General features: G+C 72.4%; 26 protein-coding genes. 6 read left to right on the top strand and 20 right to left on the bottom strand.

The features are described from left to right. The first annotated feature begins 78 nt into the window (after positions 1-78). The gene (locus AB0B55_RS27720) at positions 79-456 is read left to right on the top strand and encodes a helix-turn-helix domain-containing protein (RefSeq protein WP_357133546.1); all 378 of its coding nucleotides are present in this window, start codon (positions 79-81) and stop codon (positions 454-456) included. 52 nt (positions 457-508) lie between these two features. On the opposite strand, the gene AB0B55_RS27715 is transcribed toward AB0B55_RS27720, so the two are convergent. Beyond that, positions 509-1,630 carry a hypothetical protein gene (locus AB0B55_RS27715; RefSeq protein WP_357174798.1) on the bottom strand — a complete coding sequence of 374 codons (1,122 nt, stop codon included), beginning with the start codon at positions 1,628-1,630 and terminating at the stop codon, positions 509-511. A 155-nt stretch (positions 1,631-1,785) separates the two neighbouring features. Here AB0B55_RS27715 and AB0B55_RS27710 point away from each other — a divergent pair, with 155 nt between their 5' ends. Beyond that, on the top strand, positions 1,786-3,933 hold the full coding sequence (locus tag AB0B55_RS27710) for a M14 family zinc carboxypeptidase (RefSeq protein ID WP_357174795.1): 2,148 nt from the start codon (positions 1,786-1,788) through the stop codon (positions 3,931-3,933). 147 nt (positions 3,934-4,080) lie between these two features. Here AB0B55_RS27710 and AB0B55_RS27705 read toward each other — a convergent pair whose 3' ends face one another. Further along, on the bottom strand, positions 4,081-4,626 hold the full coding sequence (locus tag AB0B55_RS27705; protein ID WP_357133552.1) for a hypothetical protein: 546 nt from the start codon (positions 4,624-4,626) through the stop codon (positions 4,081-4,083). Between the two features lie 198 nt (positions 4,627-4,824). Between AB0B55_RS27705 and AB0B55_RS27700 the strand changes: the two genes are divergently transcribed. Continuing rightward, positions 4,825-5,166: a hypothetical protein gene (locus tag AB0B55_RS27700; RefSeq protein WP_357174792.1), complete on the top strand. Its 342-nt coding sequence runs from the start codon at positions 4,825-4,827 to the stop codon at positions 5,164-5,166. Between the two features lie 25 nt (positions 5,167-5,191). Here the strand turns inward: AB0B55_RS27700 and AB0B55_RS27695 are convergent, their stop codons facing one another. From AB0B55_RS27695 to AB0B55_RS27680, 4 genes are all read right to left on the bottom strand, one after another. Continuing rightward, complete coding sequence (locus AB0B55_RS27695) at positions 5,192-5,659, bottom strand: ribose-5-phosphate isomerase (protein WP_357133556.1); 468 nt, start codon at positions 5,657-5,659, stop codon at positions 5,192-5,194. Positions 5,660-5,746: 87 nt separating this feature from the next. After that, positions 5,747-6,946, bottom strand: a complete 1,200-nt coding sequence (locus AB0B55_RS27690) for a DUF1015 family protein (protein WP_357133558.1) — start codon at positions 6,944-6,946, stop codon at positions 5,747-5,749. Between the two features lie 89 nt (positions 6,947-7,035). Then, positions 7,036-7,599, bottom strand: coding sequence for a hypothetical protein (locus AB0B55_RS27685; RefSeq protein ID WP_357133560.1), 564 nt, complete (start codon positions 7,597-7,599; stop codon positions 7,036-7,038). 193 nt (positions 7,600-7,792) lie between these two features. Continuing rightward, positions 7,793-8,416, bottom strand: a complete 624-nt coding sequence (locus tag AB0B55_RS27680) for a disulfide bond formation protein DsbA (RefSeq protein WP_357133562.1) — start codon at positions 8,414-8,416, stop codon at positions 7,793-7,795. A gap of 221 nt (positions 8,417-8,637) precedes the next feature. Here AB0B55_RS27680 and pepN point away from each other — a divergent pair, with 221 nt between their 5' ends. Continuing rightward, positions 8,638-11,187: an aminopeptidase N gene (gene pepN / locus AB0B55_RS27675; RefSeq protein WP_357133564.1), complete on the top strand. Its 2,550-nt coding sequence runs from the start codon at positions 8,638-8,640 to the stop codon at positions 11,185-11,187. A gap of 145 nt (positions 11,188-11,332) precedes the next feature. Here pepN and AB0B55_RS27670 read toward each other — a convergent pair whose 3' ends face one another. From AB0B55_RS27670 to AB0B55_RS27605, 14 genes are all read right to left on the bottom strand, one after another. Further along, the gene (locus AB0B55_RS27670) at positions 11,333-11,740 is read right to left on the bottom strand and encodes a DUF5130 family protein (RefSeq protein WP_357174789.1); all 408 of its coding nucleotides are present in this window, start codon (positions 11,738-11,740) and stop codon (positions 11,333-11,335) included. Beyond that, on the bottom strand, positions 11,727-12,023 hold the full coding sequence (locus AB0B55_RS27665) for a hypothetical protein (RefSeq protein ID WP_357133681.1): 297 nt from the start codon (positions 12,021-12,023) through the stop codon (positions 11,727-11,729). The genes AB0B55_RS27670 and AB0B55_RS27665 overlap by 14 nt, the downstream gene beginning before the upstream one ends. 72 nt (positions 12,024-12,095) lie before the next feature. Continuing rightward, positions 12,096-13,562: an amidase gene (locus AB0B55_RS27660; protein WP_357174786.1), complete on the bottom strand. Its 1,467-nt coding sequence runs from the start codon at positions 13,560-13,562 to the stop codon at positions 12,096-12,098. Positions 13,563-13,668: 106 nt separating this feature from the next. Beyond that, positions 13,669-14,670 carry an amidohydrolase family protein gene (locus AB0B55_RS27655; RefSeq protein ID WP_357174783.1) on the bottom strand — a complete coding sequence of 334 codons (1,002 nt, stop codon included), beginning with the start codon at positions 14,668-14,670 and terminating at the stop codon, positions 13,669-13,671. Then, on the bottom strand, positions 14,670-15,194 hold the full coding sequence (locus AB0B55_RS27650; RefSeq protein ID WP_355052291.1) for a 3-hydroxyanthranilate 3,4-dioxygenase: 525 nt from the start codon (positions 15,192-15,194) through the stop codon (positions 14,670-14,672). The genes AB0B55_RS27655 and AB0B55_RS27650 overlap by 1 nt, the downstream gene beginning before the upstream one ends. Further along, entirely contained in the window at positions 15,191-15,613 is a 423-nt protein-coding gene (locus tag AB0B55_RS27645; protein WP_357174779.1) for a RidA family protein, read from the bottom strand. Before AB0B55_RS27645 ends, AB0B55_RS27650 begins: the two co-directional genes overlap by 4 nt. Continuing rightward, positions 15,610-16,383 carry a fumarylacetoacetate hydrolase family protein gene (locus AB0B55_RS27640; RefSeq protein ID WP_357174776.1) on the bottom strand — a complete coding sequence of 258 codons (774 nt, stop codon included), beginning with the start codon at positions 16,381-16,383 and terminating at the stop codon, positions 15,610-15,612. Before AB0B55_RS27640 ends, AB0B55_RS27645 begins: the two co-directional genes overlap by 4 nt. After that, a complete protein-coding gene (gene dmpG, locus AB0B55_RS27635; protein WP_357174773.1) occupies positions 16,380-17,444 on the bottom strand; it encodes a 4-hydroxy-2-oxovalerate aldolase in 1,065 nt (354 codons plus the stop codon). Before dmpG ends, AB0B55_RS27640 begins: the two co-directional genes overlap by 4 nt. Beyond that, positions 17,441-18,373 carry an acetaldehyde dehydrogenase (acetylating) gene (locus AB0B55_RS27630; RefSeq protein ID WP_357174770.1) on the bottom strand — a complete coding sequence of 311 codons (933 nt, stop codon included), beginning with the start codon at positions 18,371-18,373 and terminating at the stop codon, positions 17,441-17,443. The genes dmpG and AB0B55_RS27630 overlap by 4 nt, the downstream gene beginning before the upstream one ends. Then, entirely contained in the window at positions 18,370-19,167 is a 798-nt protein-coding gene (locus tag AB0B55_RS27625) for a fumarylacetoacetate hydrolase family protein (protein WP_357174767.1), read from the bottom strand. Before AB0B55_RS27625 ends, AB0B55_RS27630 begins: the two co-directional genes overlap by 4 nt. 14 nt (positions 19,168-19,181) lie before the next feature. Next, positions 19,182-20,663 (bottom strand): 2-hydroxymuconic semialdehyde dehydrogenase, encoded by a 1,482-nt coding sequence (locus tag AB0B55_RS27620; RefSeq protein WP_357174820.1) that lies wholly within the window; start codon positions 20,661-20,663, stop codon positions 19,182-19,184. 23 nt (positions 20,664-20,686) lie between these two features. Then, positions 20,687-22,024: an NAD(P)/FAD-dependent oxidoreductase gene (locus tag AB0B55_RS27615; RefSeq protein ID WP_357174764.1), complete on the bottom strand. Its 1,338-nt coding sequence runs from the start codon at positions 22,022-22,024 to the stop codon at positions 20,687-20,689. Continuing rightward, on the bottom strand, positions 22,021-23,301 hold the full coding sequence (gene kynU / locus AB0B55_RS27610) for a kynureninase (RefSeq protein ID WP_357174761.1): 1,281 nt from the start codon (positions 23,299-23,301) through the stop codon (positions 22,021-22,023). The genes AB0B55_RS27615 and kynU overlap by 4 nt, the downstream gene beginning before the upstream one ends. A gap of 14 nt (positions 23,302-23,315) precedes the next feature. Continuing rightward, positions 23,316-24,218: a tryptophan 2,3-dioxygenase family protein gene (locus tag AB0B55_RS27605; RefSeq protein ID WP_357174758.1), complete on the bottom strand. Its 903-nt coding sequence runs from the start codon at positions 24,216-24,218 to the stop codon at positions 23,316-23,318. A gap of 146 nt (positions 24,219-24,364) precedes the next feature. Here AB0B55_RS27605 and AB0B55_RS27600 point away from each other — a divergent pair, with 146 nt between their 5' ends. Then, positions 24,365-24,802: an Lrp/AsnC family transcriptional regulator gene (locus tag AB0B55_RS27600; protein ID WP_357174755.1), complete on the top strand. Its 438-nt coding sequence runs from the start codon at positions 24,365-24,367 to the stop codon at positions 24,800-24,802. Positions 24,803-25,211: 409 nt separating this feature from the next. Continuing rightward, positions 25,212-25,685 carry a hypothetical protein gene (locus AB0B55_RS27595; protein ID WP_357174817.1) on the top strand — a complete coding sequence of 158 codons (474 nt, stop codon included), beginning with the start codon at positions 25,212-25,214 and terminating at the stop codon, positions 25,683-25,685. Positions 25,686-25,834: the final 149 nt, after the last annotated feature.

Here is a 25,834-nt window from a genome sequence, read left to right as displayed (position 1 = left end):
GTGACCCGTACGCCCGGCCGGTTCGCCGACGCTATCGCCAGGCCTGGTTACCGCCGGGATACCAGCTATCGTCAGGCCATGAGGCAACCCCTGCCCGCCGACATGTTCGACGAGCTGTGCCCCTCCTCGCTCAATCCGATCCGGTTCGGTGACAAGTGGGCGGCGCTCATCATCCGCTGCCTGGAAGACGGGCCTCGCCGGTTCTCCGAACTACGCGTGCCGCTGCGCCGCGTCACCCCCAAGGTCCTCACCCAGTCGCTGCGCTCCCTCGAACGGGACGGGCTGGTCAGCCGCACCGTCCACGCCGGAGCGGCCGCGCACGTCGAGTACGAGCTGACGCCGGTGGGCCGCAGCATGCTCGAACCGATCGCGGTCGCCTGCGCCTGGGTGGCGCAGCACTGGGACGAGCTGCTCGATGCCCGCGAGTCGTACGACACCGGCACAGCGGCGCGGTGACCGGCGCCCGTCCCGCGCGGGCAGGACAGGCGCCGATCGCCCCGGTAGCGGGTCAGCTCGTCGGCACCAGGAGGTAGGCCCGGCGCGCGCGATCACCGCCCTCGGCGCAGTCGACGGGGCAGGCGAGACCCACGATGACGCCGTCGTCGTTGATGTCCTCGGCGGAGCGCAGCGTCACCGTCGGAGGAAGGTTCCGCACCCGGGTGTTCAGGTCGACCATCCGGCCGCCCTGCCACAGGAACGCCCGCTCGTTGTAGAAGTCGGGGCTGCTGGTCCGGGCGATGCCCACCACCTGGCCGGTCTCGTTCACGGCCCGCGCCTCGGAGTAGTTGCCACCGAGGGAACCGAGGTCGCGGATGGTGCCGTTACGCCAGAGCGTCGCCCGCAGCTCGCCGGTGGTGTTCTGCGAGATACCGACGACCTGACCCCGGTCGTTGATGTCCCGGGCGTACGTGGACTCCGTGACACCGCCGAGGGTGCCGAGGTCCGTCAGCGCCCCACCGGAGTAGAGGAAGGCGTGCAGGCCGCCGGAGGGCACTGCGGCGCCGCCCACGACGTGTCCGGAGGAGTTCACGCCGTACGCGATGCTGTCCGTCCCCCACGGGCCGGCCTGGCCGCCGAGCGTGCCCAGGTCGATGACCGTGCCGTTGCGCCAGACGACCGCCCGGGTGGGCGCTCCCTGCTTCTCGAACCGGCTGCCCACCACCAGGCCGTCGTCGTTGACGTCGTTCGCCGAGCTTCCGCTGCCCGCGCCGTGACCGGTGCCGAGGTCGGTCATCACCCCGTCGGCGTACCGGAAGGCGTGCGGAGGCTCCGTCGCGTTGACGTGGGTGGCCCCGACGACGACGCCCCGCTCGTTGATGCCCGTCGCGGAACTCGCGCCGTACGGTCCGGTGTACAGGGCGCCCAGGTCGCTCATCACCCCGCCGGCCGAGGCGAACGCGTGGAAGTTGTAGACACCGTCGATCGTGGAGACGCCCACCACGGTACGGGCGTCGTTGAGGGCGTAGCCGTCGCTGGTGGGCGGCTCCCCCGTGCTCGGCACACCGAGCGTTCCCAGGTCCACGAACGTGTACGTGGGCAGCGCCGTGGCTGCCGACGCGACGCCCGGCGCGGTCGTCAGACCGGTGGTCAGCACGATCAGGAAGGCCAGACTTCTCCGTAGTCGACTCATCGACGGTCCCCTCGTTGGCAACGGATCAGGGAATGATGTCCGTCGACGTAGCCGGATGACCTTACGTCGCCCTTACCGATCAGAGACCTTGACATGTGTCGATCGTTGCACTGGTGTAAGGACCACACGCATCGACGTCCGTCACAGGAGGGCACATGATCGTCCGACGACGGTGGACGGCTGCCGCCACCACAGCGATCCTGATCAGCGCGGCGCTGTCCCATCCCGGCACCGCGACGGCGGCACCCGTCGCCGACACCGCCCCGATCACCCTGGCCGCCACCGAGACCGCTCTGGTCCGGGTGCAGTTGCGCGATCAGGCCCAGCTCGACAGGCTCGTCGCCAGCGGCGTCGACCTCGCCAACCTGCCCCGGGCACGGGACGGCCGGATCATCGCCGACCTGGTGTTGACCGGCGCGCAGCTCGCCGACCTCACCGCGCGGGGCGCCACCGCCACCCAGGTCGTGCAGCGGGCCGGCGACGGCAGCCGGCACTTCGCCGACAGTGTCCGCGCGGCGCGGGCGCGTACCGCCGCCGGGCTCGGCGCACCGGCCGCCGGCCAGCGGACGACCGCCGCCGTCGGGGTCGACACCCTCGCGGTCCAGCAGGCGTACTGGTGGACCACCGGCGGGCAGACGTTCCTGCAGGCGCAGGTGGCCACCACCGCCACCGACGACCCGGACGTGGAGATCACCGTCAGCTGGCGGACCGCGGACGGCGTCACCGGTTCGTTCCCGCTCTACCGGTTCGAGGACTCGGGGGAATACCAGTACCACTACAACGTCCCCCAGCCGGTGCCGAGCCGACCGGTCCAGCTGACCGCCACGTCCAGCCTCGGCGGCGTCAGTCGGGCCGTCACCCCGACGCTGTGGCCGAACGCCACCCCGCCGCCGCTGCCGGCCGGCTACCAGAAGGACTTCATCGACGCGTACCTGACGCCGGTGGACATCCAGGCGCGGATCAAGCGACTGGCCCGCCAGTACCGGGACCTGGTCGACGTCATCGACCTGCCGAACAAGACCCAGGGGTACCGCCGGAACGCCGTCGCGTACCTGGGCGACCCGGCGGTCGCCGCCGTGGTCGTGGAGTCGGTCCGCTTCGGCGACCAGGGCATGAACGGCGTGCAGGTGCGCACCGTCGACCCGGGCCGACCCAACCGACCGCTGGCCGTCGGCTACCGCGACCGTGTCCTCACGGTCACGCTCGCCACCGACGCCGCGGGCAAGACGGTGAGCACCACCGACGACGTCGCGGCGGCCGTGAACGCCCGCCAGGCGAACCGGTTCCGGGCCACCGTCGAGGACGGCTCGACCGGGCTGCCGATGCCCGTCGCCGGTCCGGCCCGCCTCGACGACGGGCTCCAGGGCACCGAGGTGCCGGCGAAGCCCTGGACGGTGCAGGCCCTGCGTCTCGGCGTACACCGGGACGGGTCCCGGATCGGCGTGCTGGCGTACTCCCAGGAACACGCCCGGGAGTGGGCCACGCCGCTGGTGACGCTGGAGTTCGCCGAGCGCATGCTGGCGAACGCGCGTACCGACCCGGCCACCCGTGAGCTGCTGGAGCAGGTCGACGTGTTCGTCATCCCGACGGTCAACCCGGACGGCGCGAACTACTCGTTCAACGACTACAACTTCCAGCGCAAGAACCTGGTCAACCACTGCGAGGGACCGGCACGGGACCCGAAGTACCGCACCTCCTGGGGCGTCGACGTGAACCGGAACTACACCGTCGGGTCGTACTTCGACGGGTACGTGGGCGCAAGCGCGAACTGCCTCTCCGGCAACTACGCCGGTACGGCGGAGCTGTCCGAGGCGGAGAGCGGCAACGTCATCGCGCTGGCCAAGGCCCATCCCAACATCAGGTTCGCGATGAACGTGCACTCCTACGGCGGGTACTTCATGTGGCCGCCGGGCGCGTACCGGGCCGACGGGCGGATCACCCTGCCCCGGCCGTCGATCGACGAGTCGACGCTGTTCCTCGACAGCGCCCGGCGGATCGTCGGCGCGATCGCGCAGGAGCGTGGCACGGTCACCTGGCCGTCGCAGACCGGCCCGGTCGCCGACGTGCTCTACTCCGCCGCCGGCAACTCGGCCGACCAGCTCTACTACGAGCTGGGCATCTTCGCCTGGGACTTCGAGGTCGGCAACGACCGCTGGAACCCGGCCACCGGCGAGTGGGAGGGCGTCGGTTTCCAGCCGCCGTTCGACGAGGCGCACGGCGAGTCCCAGGAGTATGCGGGCGGCCTGGTCGAACTGGTCCGGGTGGCCCGCGACCACGCCGCCGCCGAGGCCGCCACCGGCTGACCCGCTCCCGGTTGACCCGAACGACGGACGCTCCGGCCGGCCACGGATGAACCGTGGCCGGCCGGGTAAGCAGCAACACTGCCTGGTGGGGAGACGACCGGGTGCACGGGCGGGCGGCGCATTGCCGGCCCGTCCGTGCACGCCTCGTCACACGTTCGAGGTGACCCAGTTCCAGGCCGAGACGACCCACTCGGTCTGCTGGAGCCAGGCCACGCCCAGGCCGACGAGGAAGACCGCAGTGGCCAGGTGAGCGCCCCGCGCGCCGCGCCGGACCCGTCCGAGCTGCCGCTCCAGCACCAACCGCCCGACCGCGCGGGCCAGGGCGAACAGGCCGACCGCCACCAGCAGGCTCAACACGAGCACCAGCAGCGGGCCGGACAGGTCGCCACCGCCGGAGAGCGCCCAGATCCCCCAGCACACGAAGGCGAACAGGCCACCCGCCGCGCTCCACTCGCCGCCGCGACGCAACTGCGCCAGCCGCCAGCTCAACGGCCGGCGCGGGACGGGTTCGCCCGGCCAACCCGTACCGGTCGGCTCCTCGACCACGGGGAACGGTTCGGTGCGCGGGGTACGCGGTTGACCCACCGGCGCGACACCTCGGCGGAAGCCGTCCCGCTGCGCCGGCACATCGACGCCTGCCTGCGGTGGGACCTCCACGGTGCGTTCCGCCCACGGCTGCGTCTGGTCTGCCATCTCGTTCCTCCCCCTGACGGACGGCCTCAGCACCGCCCGAACCCGAGGGTAGCCAGCCGGCAAATCGGTCGCAGACCGCCGTCCGGCGTGACCAAGATCCGCACAACTTACGAGATGTTGCTGCCTCCGACGCTCGGGAAGCAGCAACATCCCTGATGTTGTGGGGATCTTGATGGCGTGGGGAGGTACGGTCGGCTGATGGGTGACCCGGACCGACGCCGGCGACGGCTGCGCCACCATCCCGAATCCGACGCGGCCCCTCGCAGCGCCGACGGCTCGACGGCCAGCACGGCCGGCGTCCACGACGGTGGAGATCCGCCACCGCGACGTCGAGGGGCCGGCGGCGACGACCGCGACGGCGAGCGGGGGCTACGCGGGCTGGTCGGCTCCGGCTCGTCCCAGGTGGGGCTGAGCGCGGCGCTGCGGGCCCGCGACGCCGCCCGGCCGAGCGACGACGACCTCGCCGCCGCAGAGGCCCGGGTGGTGGTCGTGCGCCGCAACTGGGTACCCCGCGAGGACCTGCCCCGCCCGCCGCGCTGACGGCGGGCGACGCGGGTCGGCAGGGTCAGGGCAGGTCGGGCAGTTCCCGGGTCTGCTCGTACTCGGCGACCTGGGTGATCCGGCGGGCGTGCCGCTCGTTTCCGGAGAACGGCGTGTTCAGGAACGCCTCGACGATGCCCGTGGCCTCGTCCAGCGTGTGCTGACGGGCGCCCACCGCGACGACGTTCGCGTCGTTGTGCTGCCGGGCGAGCTGAGCCGTCTCGACACTCCAGGCCAGGGCGGCACGAACCCCGGCGACCTTGTTCGCGGCGATCTGCTCACCGTTGCCGGACCCGCCGATGACGACCCCGAGGGAGGTCTCATCGGCGACCACCCGGTCACCGGTGTGCAGGCAGAACGTCGGGTAGTCGTCGTCCGGGTCGTAGCTGTGCGGGCCGACGTCGACCACGTCGTACCCCTGCTTGGCCAGGTGGTTGGCCAGGTGCACCTTCAACTCGAAACCGGCGTGGTCGGATCCCAGGTAGACGCGCATACCGGGCAGTCTGTCAGGCCGCGCTCCAGAGCGACGCAGGGGCGGCGCTCTGGAGGCGGGTACGTCACACGGTCGGGCGGTACGCGCTCAGCGGGGCAGCTCGGCGACCACCAGGCCACCGCGCGCCTTCGGGGTGAACCAGGTGCTCTTGCGGGGCATCTTCTCCCGGGCCAGATTCACCGCGACGAAGTCCGCCACGGTCACCGGCGCGATGAGGACGGCCAGCTCGGCACGCCCGGCGTCGACCTCTCCGGTGAGCCAGCTCGCCGGGTAGTCCCCGCCCACGTAGGTGATCCGCTTGTCGCCCGGGTCCAGACCCAGGGCGTCGCGCAGCAGCAGCCGCTCGACCAGGGCGTGATCCAGGTTTTCCAGGCGGGCGTCGGCGGTGGCGGGCAGGCGCACCGCGTACCCCTGGTCGGCCAGCCGGAGGTGGACGGTGCCGCCGGCCGTCGGGACCTCGACCGGGCCGTCGATCGGCTCGACCTCGGCCCCCGCCGCGCGCAACCGGTCGAGCAGCTCGGCCGGCGTGGTGGTCAGCTCGCTGACCAGCCGGTTGTACGGCTGGATGGCCACCGACGCCGGGGTGGTCACCACGGCCAGGAAGCGCGACAGCCCACCGCTCTGGGCGGCCAAGCTGCGGTGGTTGCCGTCGGCGACGACCAGCTCACCGCCGCCCGCCAGGGCGGTCAGCGCGTCCTGCTCCGGGCCGGGGCCGAGCAGCCAGATGGCGTGGGTGCGGCCCGCCTGGTCGGTGTCGGTCGCGGCCGGCGCCCCGGCCGCGTCGGTCGCCGCCGCGAGCGCGGCGTGCAGCTCGTCGCCACTTCCGGTCTGCAGCAGGAGTACGGGTGAGAGCAGGTGACCCAACGCCTCGGCCAGCGCCACGCGCTCGCGCACCTTGGCGATGAACACGTCCTCGTTGCGGATGACCAGGCCCGGCTCGTCGGCGCTGGTGGAGATCTGGTCGGTGTCCACCATCGCGAACAGCCCGTACGCCGGTTCCTCGCCCGGGGCGCTGATCCGGTACAGCACGACCACCTGCTCGGCGGGTGTGTAGCTGCCGTCGGCCTTGGCCTCGGCGAGTCGGGCCACCGAGGCCGGCAGCGCGTCGAGGAACGACGTCCCCAGGCTGTCCGGAGCGCGGTGCGGCATCTCGATGCCGAGGGCACTGTGCGGGTTCGCCTCGATGATCGCGGTGATCTCCGCGTCGTCGGCGAACTCGTCGTAGTTCTGCGCGCCGGTGCCGCCAGTGGTGATCCAGGCCCGGGTGATCGGATGCACGACCGTCATGCCCACTGACGCTACCGGCGTCGCCGGACCGGACGACGGGGACCCGCGCGGCGTCCACCAGATGAAAGCGCCCATCCGCCGGCGTGCGGTCAGCCGGCGCGGCCGGACGCGCCGTTGTGCCGGCGGTGTCGCCCCGCGACGACCGGTCCGGCGTTGCCGCGCCGACCGCCCCCGACCGGACCGGTGACCGCGTTGCGGCGAGGCGAGGCGGGCGGCCCCGGCACGGGACGCTCGGGCGGCGGCGCCGGAACGGGCCGCGGGTTCAGCGGCGGAGTGGGCACGGGGCGCGGCGCGGTGGGCGCCGGCGGGGGCGGAGCCGGTTCGGCCGGCGCGGCCGCCACCACAGCGACCGGTTCCAACGCCGCCACGACCGGTTCCAACGTCGCGACGACCGGTTCCAACGTCGAGGGCGCCGGGTCCACCGGTGCGGGCGTCGCCAGCGCGGCCCGCGCGGGTGTCAGGCGCGAGGTGACCGGCACCCGGGCCACGCCGACCACGATGGGCGGCGCGAGCAGGTCCGCCACGTCGGCGGGAAGGTCGGGGCGGACCGTCGGCCAGCGGGAACCGTCGACCGACCAGTACGCCGCGCCGGGAGTCTCGATCACCCCCTGCCGGGTCAGCTGATCGTCACCGGACGCACGGTGCTTGGCCATCGGGACTGCCTCCACGAGCTGCGGTGTGCGGCCCTGCGGGGCCACTGCGCGGACACCGAGGGAAACGACGTCCCCCGCCCAGCGGTGACGCTGTGAGCGTTTCCGGCCCCCGCAGCCGCACCGGGCCTCCGGCGCGACGAACCCCCGCCCGGACAACCGAAGGAGTCCGGACGGGGGCAGGTGACGGTCGTGGTCAGTCGAAGATCGGGGACTGCTCGCGGGTGCGCTTGAGCTCGTAGAAGCCCGGGGTGCCGGCGACCAGGAGGACGCCGTCCCAGAGCCGACCGGCGGCCTCGCCCTTGGGACGCGGCGTGATCACCGGGCCGAAGAACGCGACCGGACTGCCGTCCGGGCCGGGCGCGTGGACGACCGGGGTGCCGACGTCCTGCCCGACGGGGCGCATGCCAGCCTCGTGGCTGGCCCGCAGCGCCTCGTCGTACTCGGTGCTGTCGGCGGCGGCGGCCAGCGCCGGGTCCAGGCCGGCCTCGGTCAGCGCGGCGACGAACAACTCCGGCCCGAGCTGCTCCTTACCGAGGTGGATGCGGGTGCCCAGCGCGGTGTAGAGCTTGCGCAGCACGTCCGAGCCGTAGCGCTGCTCGGCGGCGATGCACACCCGCACGGGGCCCCAGCCGTTGTCCATCAGTTCCCGGTACTGCTCGGACAGGTCCCGGCCCTCGTTCAGCACCGAAAGGCTCATCACGTGGTAGCGGATGTCCACTTCGCGGACCTGCTCGACCTCCAGCAGCCAGCGGGAGGTGATCCACGCCCACGGACAGATTGGGTCGAACCACATGTCGGCGGTGACACGATCGGTCACGGTGAGGTCCCTTCGCGACGGGTGGCGCCGGCAGTCCGGCGTCTCGCCTCGATACTCACCCCGCGAAGCATGGACCGGCACCCGAATGAGAGCGTGACCTCGACCACCGATGGCAGGCCGTACGTGGAAGACTCGGACCGGGCCGAACGTCACGAGCGGTCGGCAGACGGGCGCCGCCGGGCGTACGGCGAGACGTGGGATGGAGACGAACAGTGCCGGGAGTGCGTAACCTGACGCAGGTCGAGGCGACCGAGCGGGCCCGCCTGCTTGAGGTGACCGGGTACGACATCAGGCTGGACCTGGCGACCGCCGTGCTGGCCGCCGACGGCCGCACCTTCCGGTCGACGACCGAGGTCAGGTTCCGTTGCGCCGAGCCGGGGGCGAGCACGTTCATCGAGTTGGCCGCCGAGTCGGTGCGGTCCGCCACGCTGAACGGCGACCCGGTGGACCTGTCCGACTGGTCGGCCGAGAAGGGCCTGACCCTGACCGGGCTGGCCGGCGACAACACCCTGGTCGTCGACGCGGACTTCGCCTACTCCAACAGCGGGCAGGGGCTGCACCGCACGGTCGACCCGGTCGACGGCGAGACGTACCTCTACAGCCAGTTCGAGACGGCCGACGCGCAGCGGGTGTTCGCCTGCTTCGACCAGCCCGACCTCAAGAGCGTCTACACCTGGCACGCGACGGTCCCGGCGCACTGGCGGGTCGTGTCCAACATGCCGGTGCAGAGCGAGGAGCCGGCCGGCGAGGACCTCAAGACCCTCCACTTCACCGAGTCGCCCCGGATGAGCACGTACATCACCGCGCTGTGCGCCGGCCCGTACCACGAGGTGCGCGACAGCCACGACGGCATCGACCTGGGCGTGTTCTGCCGGGCGTCCATGTCGCGCTACCTGGACTCCGACGACCTGTTCCTCATCACCAAGCAGGGCTTCGACTTCTTCCACGAGAAGTTCGGCGTGCGCTACCCGCTGCCGAAGTACGACCAGCTGTGGGTGCCCGACTTCAACGCCGGCGCGATGGAGAACTTCGGCTGCGTCACGCACGCCGAGTCGCACTACCTGTACCGCTCGCAGGTCACCGACTACGAGTACGAGCAGCGGGCCAACACGATCCTGCACGAGCTGGCGCACATGTGGTTCGGTGACCTGGTCACCATGCGCTGGTGGAACGACCTGTGGCTGAACGAGTCGTTCGCCGAGTGGGCCAGCCACTGGTGCAACACCAACGCCACCCGGTTCACCGAGGCGTGGACGACGTTCCTGTCGATCCGCAAGAACTGGGGTTACCGACAGGACCAGCTCTCCTCCACCCACCCGGTCTACACCGAGATGCCGGACATGGAGGCCGTCGAGGTCAACTTCGACGGCATCACCTACGCCAAGGGCGCGAGCGTGCTCAAGCAGCTCGTCGCGTACGTGGGCGAGGAGCCGTTCGTGGCCGGGCTGCGGGCGTACTTCGGCAAGCACGCGTGGGGCAACGCCACCTTCGACGACCTGCTCACCGAGTTGGAGGCGGCCTCGGGCCGGGAGCTGCGCAAGTTCGCGGCACAGTGGCTGGAGACCGCGCAGGTGAACACGCTGCGCCCGGAGGTGACCATCGGCGCCGACGGCACGTACGAGCAGGTAATCGTCCGGCAGGAGGCGCCGACGGCGTACCCGACGCTGCGCACCCACCGGATCGGCGTGGGCCTGTACGACCTGGCCGACGGCCGGTTGGTCCGCCGCGAACGGTACGAGGTGGACGTGACCGGTGAGCGGACCGACCTCGCCGAGCTGCGTGGCCTCCGGGCGGCCGACGTGCTGCTGCTCAACGACGATGACCTGAGCTACACCAAGCTGCGCCTGGACGACCGGTCGATGGCCACGGTGGTGCAGCACATCGGCGGCTTCGACTCGTCGCTGGCCCGCGCGCTGTGCTGGACGGCCGCGTGGGACATGACCCGCGACGCCGAGCTGGCGACCCGCGACTACGTGGCGCTGGTGCTGGCCGGGCTACCCGCCGAGACCGACATCAACCTGGTCACCGCCACCCTGCGCCAGGCCACCACCGCGCTGACCCTCTACGCCGACCCCGCCTGGGCGGCCACCGGCTGGGCGGGACTGGCCCGCACGGCGAAGGACGCGCTCGCCGCCGCCGAGCCGGGCAGCGGCTTCCAGCTCGCCTGGGCCCGGGCGTTCACCTCGGCCGCCCGCTCCGACGAGGACCTGGCCACGTTGCGCGGCTGGCTGGACGGCACCGGAGCGCCGGAAGGTCTGACCGTGGACACCGAGCTGCGCTGGACGGTGCTCGGCGCGCTGGTGGCCAACGGCGCGGCCGGCGCGGCGGAGGTCGAGGCGGAGCTGGCCGGCGACCGTACGGCCAGCGGCGAGCGGGAGGCCGCGTACGCGCACGCGCTGGTGCCGACGGCGGAGAACAAGGCGGCCGTGTGGGCGCTGCTGACCGGCCCGGACGCGCTGCCGAACTGGCGGAACCGGGCGCTGTTGCAGGGCCTGGCCCACCCGGCGCAGGTGGAGCTGGTCACCCCGTACCGGGAGCGGTACTTCGCCGCGGTCGGGCAGGTGTGGGCCAGCCGGGACAGCGAGCCGGCGCAGGAGTTCGCCCAGCTCGCGTACCCGACGTACCTGGTGGACGACGACACGGTGGCGGCCACCGACGCGTGGCTGGCCGGGGACGGCAACCCGGGCCCGCTGCGTCGCCTGGTCGCCGAGGGTCGTGACGGCGTGCTGCGGGCGCTCAAGGCCCGCGCGAAGGACGCCCAGCAGAGCTGACCCAGCGAGTACGCGGCCCGGGCCGGCGTGGGTGCGAACCCGCGCCGGCCCGGACCCGTCCTCCTGGCCGCGCTGAGACAACCCGCGACACGTCGAAGCCCGACCCACCGTGCGGCGGGTCGGGCTTCGTCGTACGAGGGAGGGATCAGCCCTTGCCGGCGTGGCTGGCGAGCTGGTCGAGCCCGTTGATGATGCCGCCGGCCAGGTCGCCGCCGCTGAACGCGCCGACCATCGAGAGCGCGGCCAGCTTGGCGTACGTGTCGGGGATGCGCTTGCGCGCGTGCCGCCCGGTGACGATCTCCAGCTGCCGCTGGTTGGGCGACAGGGCGATCAGCACCGACTTGTCCGGGTCGGCGAGCTGGCGGTGCAGCCGCTGGGCGTGCTCGCGGATCGGCTCGTCGAGGCCGCCGACGAACACCGAGAAGACCAGGCCGGTGCCCTTGTCGGCCAGGCGCAGGGCCTCGTCGATGCGCAGCAGCTGACGGGTCGAGAAGGGCCCGTCGAGCACCTCGGGCGGATTCTCCGTCTCGGTCTGCTTCTCACCAACGGTCACTTGCGCCTCCGGTTCCACCGGCCGGCGCCTCGACGCTGGCCTGCTCTAGCTTGTGGCTGGTCAGCGCGGGCGCCTGCGCGCCCGCCGTCAGCGCGGTGCCGGCCGAGTCGGCCAGCTGCTCCGGGCGGCCCAGGAACCAGACCGGAGTGAAGTCGAAGGGCCGGCCCGGCCGGTAGCGCTTGGCGCCACCACCACCGCCGGTGGCACCCCCACGGCTACCGGCGTACGACAGGCCGGCGATCACCAGCACTGCCGCCAACGGGATGCCGGCGAAGATCAGCACCGTCTCGGTAACAGACAATCCCAACGCCCCCAGGCGGAAGAAGGACCTCGAACAAGCGGGTCGGATGGACGATCATGATGGCAACCGGCCAACTCCGTCGCCATTCACGTTAGCGGAGTCGACGGCCCGCCAGATTGCGGGGTGCCGATCCCACCCGTCACTGGCGTGCTCCAGTTGCGCAGCGGTAGCGATGAGCCGCGCGTCGTCGCCGTACCGGCCGGTGAGCAGCACCCCGACGGGCAGCCCGTCGGTGGTCGTGGTGCCCAGGGGCAGGGAGACCGAGGGGGCGCCGGTGACGTTGAAGATGGCGCAGTAGGGCGAGAAGCGGCGCTGCCGGTCGAAATCGGCCGCCGGATCGCCGTCGGCGGTGAACCAGCCGACGGGCGCCTGCGGGGCGGCCAGGGTGGGGCAGAGCAGGAGGTCGCAGTCGGCGGTTCGGGCCGCGCCGAGGCGTACCTGCGCCTGTAGTTCGCCGAGGGTCGCGGACAGTGTCCCCGCGGACACCTCGGCGCCCCGGGCGCGGAGCAGCCGGGTCAGCGGCAGCAGCTCCGACTCGCGGTGCGCCGGGACTGGGGCGAGCGCCAGGACGTACCAGATGATCTCGAACAGCGGCCACACCGCCGGCGTGAGCGGCGGCGACACCTCGACCACCTCGTGGCCGGCGGCGGCGAGCAGCGCGGCGGCGGAGTCGACGGCCGCGACGCAGTCGGGGTGCACCGGCTCGTCGGCGAGCATCGGCGTGGTGAACCGGCCGATCCGCAGGCGGCCGGGCTCGGCCCGACGGGCGGCGGCCAGGTATCCGCCGGGCGGCGCGGGCGGCGACAGGTACGGCTCGCCGGGCACCGGGACGGCCATGACGTCGAGCAGCGCGGCGATGTCGGCCACCGTCCGCCCGATCGGCCCGCTGGTGGGCAGACCGAACGCGCCGGAGCCGAGCGGCCCGCCGGAGACCAGGCCACGGCTGGGCTTGTAGCCGACCAGGCCGCAGAGTGACGCCGGGATGCGCAGCGAGCCGCCGCCGTCGGAACCCTGGGCCACCGGCACGAGGCCGGCCGCGACCGCCGCCGCCGCGCCGCCACTGGAACCACCGGCGGTGTACGCCAACTGCCACGGATTGCGGGCCGGTGGCGCGACGCGGCCCTCCGAGTAGAGCGAGCAGCCCAGCTCCGAGGTGGTCGTCTTACCGAGACTGACGAGGCCGGCGGCCTTGATGAACCGGACCACGTCGGCGTCGACCGGCGGGACGAAGTCGGCGAAGGCGGCCGAGCCGAAGGTGGTGCGTACCCCGGCGGTGAGGGTGAGGTCCTTGATGGCGGTCGGTACGCCGTGCAGCGGGCCGCGCGCCTCGATGGGCACCGCGTCGGCGGCGCGCGCGGCCTGCCGGGCGAGGTCCGGCGTGACGGTGACGAACGCGCCCACGGTGTCGCCGAGCGCCGCCACCCGGCGCAGGGAGTGCTCGACCAGCTCGACGCTGGACAACTCGCCGCGGGCGATGGCGGCGGCCTGTTCCAGCGCGGTCAGGTCGTGCGGCTCGGCCATTACGCCATCCTGCCGCCCGTCAGCACTTCGCGCAGCCGACACGCGCGGGCGACCATCGGACGCCCCACCGACGAATGGCGTGTCGAGCCGGCGGCGTGAGCCGTGCTCAGCCGTGCAGGAAGCGCAGGGCGTTGGTGGACCGGAGCTTGTCGCGCTGGGCATCGGTGAGGAAGTCGGCCGCGTCGACCACCGCGCCGACGGGCCGCTCCCCCAGCGGGTACGGGTAGTCGCTGCCGACCAGCACCCGGTCCTCCCCCAGCGTGTCGACCAGCAACCGCAGCGCCGGCGGCGCGAAGACCACCGAGTCGACGCTGAACCGGTCGACGTAGCTGCTCGGCGGGGCGGCGGACGCGCCCCGGACCAGGTCGCCACGGCGGTGCCAGGCGTTGTCGGCGCGGCCGAGCCAGAACGGGAAGCTGCCCCCGCCGTGCGCGAAGCAGATCCGCAGCGCCTCCGGCACCCGGTCGAAGACGCCGCCCAGGATCATCGCCAGCACCGACAGGTGCGTCTCGGCGGGCATCCCGGTGAGCCAGCGGGCCATCCAGCGGTCCAGCCGAGGGCTGCCCGGCATGTCCCAGGGGTGGACGAAGACCGGGGCGCCCACCTCGGCGCAGTGCTGCAGGAAGGTGACCACCCCGGCGTCGTCCAGGTCCCGGTCGCCCACGTGGTTGCCGATCTCCACGCCCACGTGCCCGGCGGCCAGGCTGCGGTCCAGCTCGGCGCAGGCGGCGTCCGGGTCCTGAAGGGGCACCTGACAGAACGGCACCAGCCGGTCGCCACCGGCCGCGGTGACCTCCAGGGTCAGGTCGTTGAAGATCCGGGCGACCTTCACCGCCTGGTCGGCCGGGCGGTCGTAGCTGAAGAAGACCGGCGTCGGCGACACCACCTGCACGGCGACGCCATCGGCGTCCATGTCGGCGAGTCGGCGCGACGCGTTCCAGCACTCGGCGCCGATCGGGCGGAACTCCGTCTCCCCCACCATGATCATGGCGGCGCGCTCGGAGTCCACCCGCAACCAGGGCCAGCCGGACCCGCCGCACGCCACGCCTAGGTCCGGCCACCCCTTCGGTACGACGTGCGTGTGCACGTCGACCACACCAGCGGGCATCAGCCCTTGCCCGGGTGCAGGGTGCCGCAGTTCGCGCAGGTACGCGCCGACTCGTCCGCGTAGAACGCCTGGAACACCGGCGGCAGGTCGGCCGCGATGTCGCGGACCTGCAACTCCACCTCGTGCACCTTGTGCCCGCACTCCGGGCAGTACCACTGGAACGTCTCCAGCGTGCCCTCCTCGCGGACCCGCTCCACGACCACACCGATCGAGCCGGCCTCCGGCCGCTGCGGCGAGTGCGGGGTGTTGCGCGGCAGCATCCACATCTGACCTTCGCGCACGTGCACCGTACGCGGCCCCTGCGGGGTCATCAGGTTGATGTGCATGTTGCCCTTGACCTGGTAGAAGAACTCCTCGTACGGGTCCACGTGGAAGTCGGTGCGCTGGTTGGGCCCGCCCACCACCATCACGATGAAGTCGTCCCCGCCGGGGAACATCTCCTTGTTGCCCACCGGCGGCTTCAGCAGGTGCTGGTTCTCCGCGATCCAGCCCGGAAAGCTGAACGGCTCGGCGATCTCACTCACGACTGACCTCCCGAGGGAAGAAGGGCCACGGCCTGGATCTCGATGAGCAGGTGCGGGTGCGGCAACTGGTGCACCGCCACCGTCGTACGGGTCGGCCCGGACGCGTCGAAGAACTCCGCCCACACCTCGTTGTAGCCACCGAAGTCGTTCATGTTGACCAGGTACGACGTCACCTGGACGAGGTCGGTGAGGTCCGCGCCGACCGATCGCAGCAGGTCGCCGATGTTCTCGATGACCGCCCGGGTCTGCACCCGGATGTCGAGGCTCGTGGTGCCGAACTCGTCCACCTCGACACCGGCGAAGCTGTTGTCCGGCCGTCGGGACGACGTACCGGAGACGAAGACGAACCCACGGGCGACCTTGACGTGCGGAAAGGCCCCCCGCGGAACGGCCTTGCCGGCGACGACGACCCCGCTCACGACGACGCCCGCAGGGACGCCGTGCCGAGCTTCTCGACGACCGCGCGGACGTGCGCGCCCGAGCGCAGCGGGACGGCGGCGGTGGCCGCGCCGGCCAGGAACACCCAGCCCGACTCCAGTCGCACCCCGTGCCGGCCCGCCAGTCGGATGCCCTCGTCGAGCGCGCGGCGCGGATCGCCGAGGATCGCCGCCGTCGAGCCGACCTGGGCCACCCGGCCGTCGACCTCCAGCAGCACGCCCAGGTTGTCCAGGCCCGCCGGCACCGGGGACCACGGGCCGATCACGAACGCGGCGGCCGAGGTGTTGTCCGCGATGACGTCCGGCAGCGAGAAGCGGAAGTCCGCGTACCGGGAGTCGATCAGCTCGATGGCCGGAGCGACCGCGCGCACCGCCGTGGCGAAGTCGCCGACCGGCTCACCCGGCTCGGGCAGCCGGTCCAGCAGGAACGCCACCTCCGGTTCGACCCGGGGATGGATGTACGCGGTCGGGTCGACCGCGCCGCCGTCGGGCACCCGCATCGCGTCGGTGAGCCGTCCCCAGATCACCTCGTCCACGCCGACCTGGGCCATCTTCGCCTTGCTGGTGAGCCCCATCTTCAGCCCGACCAGCCGCTCGCCGGCGTCGATCCGGCGCTGCGCGAGCGCGGCCTGCACGGCGTACGCGGCGTCCACGTCGAGGCCGGTCTCGGCGGCGAGCTGCGGGATCGGGGTGGCGGTGGTCGCTGCCGCGCCCAACTTCTCGGCGATCCCGGCGATGTCCGGTCCGATCATGATTGCTGCTCCTTGCCGGCCAGGTCGAGTGCCACGTCGACGATCATGTCCTCCTGGCCGCCGACCATCCGACGCCGGCCCAACTCGACCAGGATCGAGCGCACGTCCACGCCGTACTTCGCCGAGGCCCGCTCGGCGTGCCGCAGGAAGCTGGAGTAGACCCCGGCGTACCCGAGGGAGAGCGTCTCCCGGTCCACCTGGACGGGCCGGTCCTGCAACGGGCGGACGATGTCGTCGGCGGCGTCCATCAGCGCGAACACGTCACAGCCGTGCTTCCAGCCGTGCAGTTCGGCGACCGCGACGAAGACCTCCAGCGGCGCGTTGCCGGCGCCCGCGCCCATCCCGGCGAGCGACGCGTCCACCCGAACGGTCCGGCCGTGCGGCGCGTCGGCGCCGGCCGGCGCGGACCCGAGGACCCGGCCGTGCTCCACGGCGAGCACGCTGTTCGCCACCCCGAGGGACAGGTTGTGGTGCGCGTGGATGCCGATCTGCGTCTCCGGGTCGAGGACCTGCCGGTACGCGTCGACCCGCTGCGCCACGTCGGACATCAGCAGCCGGCCGCCGGAGTCGGTGACGTAGACGCAGTGCGCCCCGTACGACTCCATGAGTTTGGCCTGCCCGGCCAGCCCGGCCGGATCGTTCATGTGCGACATCATCAGGAACCCGGCCACGTCCATGCCGTTCTCCCGGGCCCAGGAGATGTGCTGGGCGGAGATGTCCGCCTCGGTGCAGTGGGTGGCGATCCGGACGCTCGTCACCCCGAGCGCCTGGGCGGCCTTCAGGTCGGCGATGGTGCCGATGCCGGGCAGCAGCAGGGTGGTCAGCTTCGCGGTGGTCAGCACCTCGGCGGCCGCGGAGATCCACTCGGCGTCGCTGGCCGCGCCGTGGCCGTAGTTGACGCTGGACCCGGCGAGCCCGTCGCCGTGCGCGACCTCGATGGCGGCCACCCCGGCGGCGTCCAGCGCGGCGGCGATCGTGCGCACCTGCTCGACGGTGTAGCGGTGGGCGATGGCGTGCATGCCGTCGCGCAGGGTCACGTCCTGGATGTACAGGTCGGTCATGCCACCGCTCCCGTCGCGCGCAGGGCCACCAGCCGCTCGGCGGTCCGCAGCGCGGCCGACGTCATGATGTCCAGGTTCCCGGCGTACGCCGGGAGGTAGTGACCCGCGCCGGAGACCTCCAGGAAGACCGACACCTGCAGGGCGGTGAGCTGTCGTCCGAGCGACGGCAGGTACGCCCGCACCCGGTCGAACTGCACGTCCTGCTTGAGCCGGTAGCCGGGGACGTACTCCTGCACCGTCGCCACCATGTCGCTGATCGAGGCGGCGATGGCGGCGCGGTCGGCGTCCGCGTCCGGGCAGACGCAGTAGACGGTGTCCCGCATCAGCAGCGGCGGGTCCGCCGGGTTCAGCACGATGATGGCCTTGCCCCGCTCGGCGCCGCCGACCACCTCGATGGCTCGCGCCGTGGTCTCGGTGAACTCGTCGATGTTGGCCCGGGTGCCCGGCCCCGCGGACTTCGAGGCGATCGACGCGACGATCTCGCCGTACGCCACCGGGGTGACCCGACCGACGGCGGCGACGATCGGCACGGTCGCCTGGCCGCCGCAGGTCACCATGTTGACGTTCGGCTCGTGCAGGTGCTCGTCGAGGTTGACCGGCGGCACCACGTACGGGCCGATCGCGGCCGGGGTCAGGTCGACCACCGTGCGGCCGTGCGACCGCAGCACCTCGTCGTGGCGGCGGTGCGCGCCGGCCGAGGTGGCGTCGAAGACCAGTTCGACGTCGGCGAACTCGGGCAGCGCGACGAGGCCGTCCACGCCGTCGGCGGTGGTGGCGACGCCGAGGCGGCGGGCCCGCGCCAGGCCGTCGGAGGCCGGGTCGATGCCCGCCATCGCCACCATCCGCAGCTCGCTACTGAGCCGAAGAACCTTGATCATCAGGTCGGTGCCGATGTTTCCCGATCCCAGCACCGCCACTCCGGTGGTCATGCGGCAGCCTCCTTGCTGAAGCAGGTGCGTACCGAGCCGAGCCCGGAGATCCGGGCCTCGTACGCGGCCCCGGGGGTGACCGGGACCATCGGGCCGAGCGCCCCGGAGAGCACCACGTCCCCGGCCCGCAGCGGGTCACCGGCCCGAGCGAGGGTGATGGCCAGCCAGTGCAGGGCGTGCAGCGGGTTCCCCAGGCAGGCCGCGCCCGCGCCCACCGAGACCGGCTCACCGGCGTGCTCCAGCACCATCCCGCACAGTCGCAGGTCGACGTCGGCGAGCCGCCGGGGCGTGGTGCCCAGCACGAACAGCCCGCTGGAGGCGTTGTCGGCGATCGTGTCCACGATGGAGATGTCCCAGCCGGCGACCCGTGAGTCGACAATCTCGATGGCGGGCAGCAGGTGATCGACCGCGCGGATCAGGTCGACCGTGGTGATCCGCTCGTCGGTGAGGTCCCCGCCGAGCACGAACGCGACCTCCGCCTCGACCCGCGGCTGGAGCAGCCGGTCGATGGGCACCTCGACCCCGTCGCCGACGGCCATCTCGTCGGTCAGCATCCCGAAGTCCGGCTGGAACACCCCGAAGGTCTCCTGCACCGCCCGGGACGTCAGCCCGATCTTCGCGCCCACGCGGCGCTCGCCCCGGCCCTGCCAGGCCCGCGTCTGGAGCTGCTGCACGCGGTACGCGGACTCCACGTCCCCCTCCGGCAGCAACCGGCCGCGCAGCGGCGGGCACGGCTTGCCGCTGCTACGGGCCTCGGCCAGTTCCCGGTTGGCGGCCTCAATGTCGGCTTCCACGTTCACTCCCCCGGTCACGACAGGTCCACGCAGACGTTTGTGAGTTCGGAGTAGAAGTCCAGCGAGTGCACGCCGCCCTCCCGACCGATGCCGGACGCCTTCACCCCGCCGAACGGGGTTCGCAGATCCCGCAGGAACCAGGTGTTGACCCAGACGATGCCGGCGTCCAGCCGCGCCCCGGCCCGGTGCGCGACACCGACGTCCCGGGTCCACACCGTCGCCGCCAGGCCGTAGTCGGTGCCGTTGGCCAGGGCGTACGCCTCGTCCTCGGTGTCGAACGGCGCGACGTGCACGACCGGGCCGAAGATCTCCTCCCGGTTGGTGCGGGCGTCCGCGCCCAGCCCGGCGAGCACCGTCGGCTGCACGTACGAGCCGCCGTCGCGGGCGTCGCCGAAGGTGGGCGTACCGCCGCCGGTCAGCACCTCGGCGCCCTCGGACCGGGCCAGCTCGTACGCCCCGAGCACCTTGGCCCGGTGCTGCGGGGAGATGAGCGGCATGGTGGCGGTGGCCTCGTCGGTCGGCCAGCCGTACGTCAGCTCGCCGGCCCGCTTCGCCAGCCGGGCGGTGAACTCCTCGAAGACCGGCCGCTGCACGTAGATGCGCTCGGTGCAGAGGCACACCTGACCGCCGTTGGTGAAGCTGGACCGCACCGAGCCGGCGACCGCCGCGTCCAGGTCGGCGTCGGCGAAGACCAGGCCGGCGTTCTTGCCGCCCAACTCGAAGCTGACGGCCTTCACCCCGTCGGCGGCGGCCCGCATGATCGCGCCGCCGGTGGCCGACTCGCCCGTGAAGGTGATCGCGTCCACGCCCGGGTGGCGGGTCAGGAACTCCCCCGCCGAGTCCGGACCGAAGCCGTGCACGAGGTTGAACACGCCCTCGGGCACGCCGGCGGCGGCCATCACCTCGGCCAGCACCGTCGCCGAGGCGGGTGTCTCCTCGCTGGGCTTGACCACCACGGCGTTGCCGCAGGCCAGCGCCGGGGCGACCTTCCAGGTGAGCAGCAGCAGCGGCAGGTTCCACGGCACGATGACCGCGACCACGCCGACCGGCTTGCGGACCGCGTAGTTGAGGGCCCGGCCACCGGTCGGGGTGACCGTGGTGAACGACTCGGTGGGTGCGGTCGCCACGATCTCGGCGAACGCCCGGAAGTTCGCCGCGCCGCGCGGGATGTCCAGCGTACGGGCCTGGGCGATGGACTTTCCGGTGTCGGCGACCTCGGCGGTGACCAGGTCGTCGAAGCGGCGTTCCAGCTCGTCGGCGACCCGCCGGAGCACCTCGGCACGCTCGCGCTCGCCCATCCGGCCCCACGGCCCGCGCAGCGCCGCACGGGCGGCGACCACCGCGTCGTCCACGGTGGACCGCGACGCCTCCGCCACCTCGAAGACCGGCTCCCCGGTCACCGGGCTGACCTTGGTGAACGTCGACCCCGCGTCGACGAACTCGCCGCCCACGAAGTTGCGCAGGCGCGGTGGCCCGGCCGGCGCGTGGCCGGTCATCAACGTCGGGTCCCAGAGGTTCGTCACGCGCGCCTCCCTCGGTTGAGCACCGCCGTGATCGTCCCGGCCAGCAGCAGCGCCGCCCCACCGGCGACCGCGCCGAGCACCCGGTGCTGCCGGCGCACCCGGCGGCGCACCTCGGCGTACGGGGTGGTGGAGAAGGACACCAGCTCGTACTGCGAAACGTACCGGCCGGGCAGGGCCCGTTCCAGCGCGTGCTCCACCCGCCTGCGGGTCTGGAACACCGGTGACGCGACCTTGTCCCGCATCTCCACGAAGTTGGTCAACGCCATCTGCGCGATGGCCTCCGCGTTCTCCTGCCGGCGACGTTGGAACAGCGGCAGCGCCGCCGACCACTCGTCGGCGCACTCGTCGAGGCAGCGGTCCAGCTCGACGACGTCCTCGAAGGCGCAGTTCGCGCCCTGGCCGTAGAACGGCACGATGGCGTGCGCGGCGTCGCCGATCAGACCGACGGTGCCGTTGACCTGCCAGGGCGTGCTGCGGACCGTGCCCAGCACCCCCACCGGATTGTGCTGGTAGTCGTCCACCAGGGCCGGGGCCAGGGGAACCACGTCCGGGTACCGCTCGGCGAAGTGCGCCCGGATGGCGGCCGGGTTGTCCAGGGCCGCGAAGCTTCCGACGCCCTCGTTGGGCCAGAACAGCGTGCAGGTGAAGGAGCGGTCCGGGTTCGGCAACGCGATCATCATCGACGTGCCGCGCGGCCAGATGTGCAGGGCGTCCGGGTCGAGGGCGAAGTCCCCGCCCAGCGGCGGGATCGTCAGCTCCTTGTAGCCGTAGTCGAGGAAGTCCACGCTTTCGCTCAGCAGCCCGTGCGCCAGGAGCTGCCCGCGTACGGCGGAGCCCGCGCCGTCCGCGCCCAGCACCACGGAAGCCTTGGCCGCGACCGGGCCCTGCGGGGTCTCGAAGCTCAACGAGCCGTCGGTCGGGTCGAGTCCGACGAGACGGTGGTCGAAGACGACCCGTACCCCGGGCAGCGCGGTCGCGGCGTCCAGCAGGGCGTTGTTCAGCGCGCCCCGGCTGATCGAGTTGATCGCCCGGTCGCCGGCCGCGCTGTACGACTGGAACTGCGGCTCCCCCTCGACCGGGTGGATCATCCGGCCGCGCATCGGCAGCGCGTCGGCCATCACCTGCTCGGCCAGGCCGATCCGGCGCAGCGCGTCCAGCCCGCGCTCGGAGAGCGCCAGGTTGATCGAGCGTCCCCGCTCGGCCGTTCCGGTGCGCGGGTCCGGCCGCCGCTCGTACAGGGCCACCGGGTAGCCCCGCCGGGCCAGGAAGCAGGCGGCCAGGCACCCGGCCAGGCCGGCGCCGATGATCGCGACCTCGTCCCGCCGGGCGGTCATGGGTTCACCCGTCCCACCGTGGCCTCCAGTGCGGCGGCGGCCCGCCAACAGTCGAGGTACGTCGAGTAGAGCGGCACCGGGGCGAAGCGGACCACATCCGGCTCCCGGGCATCGGCGATGACGCCGTGTTCGTACCGTAGGCGTTTGGTCAGCTCGGCGGCGTTGCCGGCGCCGACGCGGACCGAGAGCTGGCAGCCCCGGCGGGCCTCCTCGCGCGGGGTGACCACCCGCAGCGGCCGGTCGGCGGTGACCTCGTCGAGCAGCGACTCCAGCCAGCCGGTGAGGCGCAGGCTGCGGGCGCGCAGCGCCGGCATGCCGACCGCGTCGAACAGCTCCAGCGAGGTACGCACCGGACCCATCGCGAAGATCGGCGGGTTGGAGATCTGCCACGCCTCCACGGTGGACGGTGGGCGGGACACCGGCGTCATCTCGAACCGGGTGGCCGCCGCGGTGCTCCACCAGCCCTCGAAGCGCGGCAGGTCCGCATCGCCGAGGTGCCGCTCGTGCACGAAGACGCCGGCCAACGCCCCGGGACCGGAGTTCAGGTACTTGTACGAGCACCAGGCCGCGAAGTCGACATCCCAGTCGTGCAGCGCGAGGGGCACGTTACCGACCGCGTGGGCGAGATCCCAGCCGACCACCGCGCCGGCCGCGCGGCCAGCGGCCGTGATCGCCGGGATGTCCAGCAGCTCACCGGTCAGGTAGTTGACGCCGCCGAGCAGCACCAACGCCACCCGGTCGCCCTCGGCGGCCAGGTAGTCGGTGATGTCCTCGGTGCGCAGCGCGTCCTCGCCGGGGCGGGGGCGCAGCCGGACCACCGTGTCGTCCGGGTCCAGGCCGTGGAACCGGGCCTGGCTGCGCACCGCGTAGCTGTCCGAGGGGAAGGCGCTGTCCTCGATGACGATGCGGGTACGCGCGCCGGCCGGGCGGTAGAAGCTGACCATCAGCAGGTGCAGGTTGACGGTGAGCGAGTTCATCACCACGGCCTCCGCGGGCCGGGCGCCGACCAGTCGCGCGGCCGGGCCGGTCAACAGCTCGTGGTACGGCAGCCAGGCGCGCTCGGCCTCCAGGTGCCCCTCGACGCCGAGCCGCCCCCAGGCGTCCAGGTCGGCGAGGAGCTCGTCGCGGGTGGCCCGGGGCTGCAGACCGAGCGAGTTGCCGGCCAGGTACGCCGATTCGGGGTGGTCACCGCCGTCGGCGGGCGGCACGTGGAAGAGGTGCCGGTGACCCGGGTCGGCCTCGTCGAGGCGGTGCGCCTCGTCAACAGGAATGTGCATGTCTCGCTCTCCGGTCACATCGCGGTGCGGGCCGACCACAGCTCCGGGAAGACCACCCGGGCCATGCTCCGTTGCAGCCACGCCAGGCCGGCGGAACCGCCGCTGCCGACCTTCGCGCCCATCGTCCGCTGCACCGCCTTGACGTGGTTCCAGCGCCAGTCGCCGAACTCCTCGGCGACACCGCTGAGCGCCTCGCCGAGCAGCCGCAGGTGATTGTCGGGGCCGTTGTCGGCGTAGATCCGCACCCAGGCGGCCTCGACCTGCGGCTGCGGGTCGTGTTCGACCGCCACGTCGCGGTCCAACAACTCGGCTGGGATGTCGAATCCACGCCGGGCCAACAGCGCGACGACATCGTCCCAGAGGCTCGGGGCGGCCATCGCCGCGCTGAGCGCGGCGTGCACCTCGGCCTGCCGACGGAACGGGCGGATCAGCGCCGGGTCGCGCAGCCCGAGCAGGAACTCGAGGTGCCGGTACATCGCGGACTGGAAGCCGCTGCCCTCGCCGAGCAGGTTGCGGAACCGGTTGAAGTCGGCCGGGGTCATCCAGCGCAGGCCCTGCCAGGCGGCGTTCAACCCCTCCAGGTGCAGGGTGGCCCGGCGCAGCGGAGCCAGCGCGTCCCAGATCCGGTCGGCGCGCACCAGGCGCTGGGTCTCGCGCAGTTCGTGGCAGGTCAGTCCGAAGTACAGCTCCATGATCTGGCTGACCATGAGGAACGACATCTCGCCGGGGTCGTCGCTGAGAGGTTGCTGCAACTGGTGCAGCGCGCTGGCCCGCACGTACGCGTCGTACGGCACCAGGTCGGCGAACTCGAGAGTCGGCTCACCGCCGTTGCGTGCGGCGCGGGCCGCCCGTTGTCGCGGGGTCACCGGTCGCACCGTGGCGACGCGGTTCGAGGCCCGCCGCTCCGTCGATTCCACCAGTCGTCTCCCTTCCCCGAACTGCCGACGTCATGATCTCGCGGTGGGATCGGCGTACGGAATGCCGAATCAACGGGACTTGCCGTCCTGACCTGACGAACGGAAGGCAGCTAGGCGAATCTGGTTCACGAAAGTAAGGTTCGAGCGTGGACGACATGGACTGGGCGCTGCTGCGCGAGTTGCAGGCCGACTCCCGACTCTCCTTCAGCGAGTTGTCCCGCCGGGTGCACCTGTCCCCACCGGCGGTCGCCGAGCGGGTCCGCCGGCTCGAGGAGACCGGCGTGATCACCGGCTACCACGCCCACGTCGACCTGACCCGGGCCGGTCGTACGGTGGTCGCCCTGATCCGGATGTCCTGCTACGGGGCGCGCTGCATCCTGCACGACCCCGAGGTGTCCAACTGGCCGGAGATCCTGGAGATCCACCGGATCACCGGTGACGCGTGCAGCATGCTCAAGGTGGCCGCCGGCTCGATCGGGGACTTCGAGGCCGTCATCGACCGCCTGGCCCCGTACGGCCAACCATCGAGCACCATGGTCCTGTCCTCCCCCCTACCCTGGCACCCCATAACCCCCCACCCCTAACCCCCCACCCCTAACCCCCCGCCCCCTCCCCACCCCCGCCCCCTCGTTCGCGATCTTGCACTTTCTGTCGTCGAAATACGAGGAATGCCCGGGTATGCCGCGACAGAAAGTGCAAGATCGCGGGACTCTCGGCGCAGTCCCGGGTCGATCATGGAGTTGCGGTGGGTAGATGGTGATCAGATGCACCTTTTGCGGGGCACCACAACTCCATGATCGACGCGCGGGAGGGGGCGGGGCGGGGCGGGCGCGGGGGGGTGGGGGGCGGGGTGGGGGTGGGGTGGGTTTGCCTTTGGGGTGGGGGGAAAGCAGCGCGCGTGCCCAGGGGAGGGTTCCGGCGGTCGTCGCCGGTTGGGGGGAAATCATGCAGGGTCTTCGCACGATCAACCGCGCGCTCTCGTCCGCTCTGACACTGGTCGGACTCATCGGGGCGTTCGTCCTGCTGTCGGTCGCGCCGGCCCACGCGGGCGAGAACACCTTCGTCGAAGTGACACCGAACAGCGTCCCGGCGGGCAGCCGGGTCACGATCCGCGCGAGCTGCGACAACAACAACGATCGGCAGGCGAACGTACGCTCCGACGCGTTCGGGCACGTCATGCTCAGGCCGGACAACGGCTTCCTCAAGGGGGAGGTCACCGTTCCGGGCAACAAGGAGCCCGGTGACTACCAGGTCGACCTGCGCTGCCAGAACAACCAGACCGCGCAGACGATGCTGACCGTGCTCAACATGGCCTCGCCCAGCAAGGGGCCGGCGACCGGGGGCGGCGGGACCGCCGGCGGCCGGGGAACCGGCTCGGTCCTGGTGCTCGGCGGCGTGGCACTGGTGGCCGCCGCGGTCGCGCTCGGCATGATGGGCGGCCGGCGTCGGCCCGGAGCCGGCTCCTGACCCGGAGCTGCCATGACCCGCAGATCCGCGCGTACGCGGCCGGATGGCCCTGCCCGCTCCGCGCGGCCGGACCGCACGGCCCGCTCCGCGCGGCCGGACCGCACGGCCCGCTCCGCGCGGCCGGACCGCACGGCCCGCGTCCGGGCCGC

Origin of the sequence: Micromonospora sp. NPDC049107, assembly GCF_040648595.1 — a bacterium.
GTDB lineage: Bacteria > Actinomycetota > Actinomycetes > Mycobacteriales > Micromonosporaceae > Micromonospora.
This window is presented reverse-complemented; position numbering and strand designations above follow the sequence as displayed.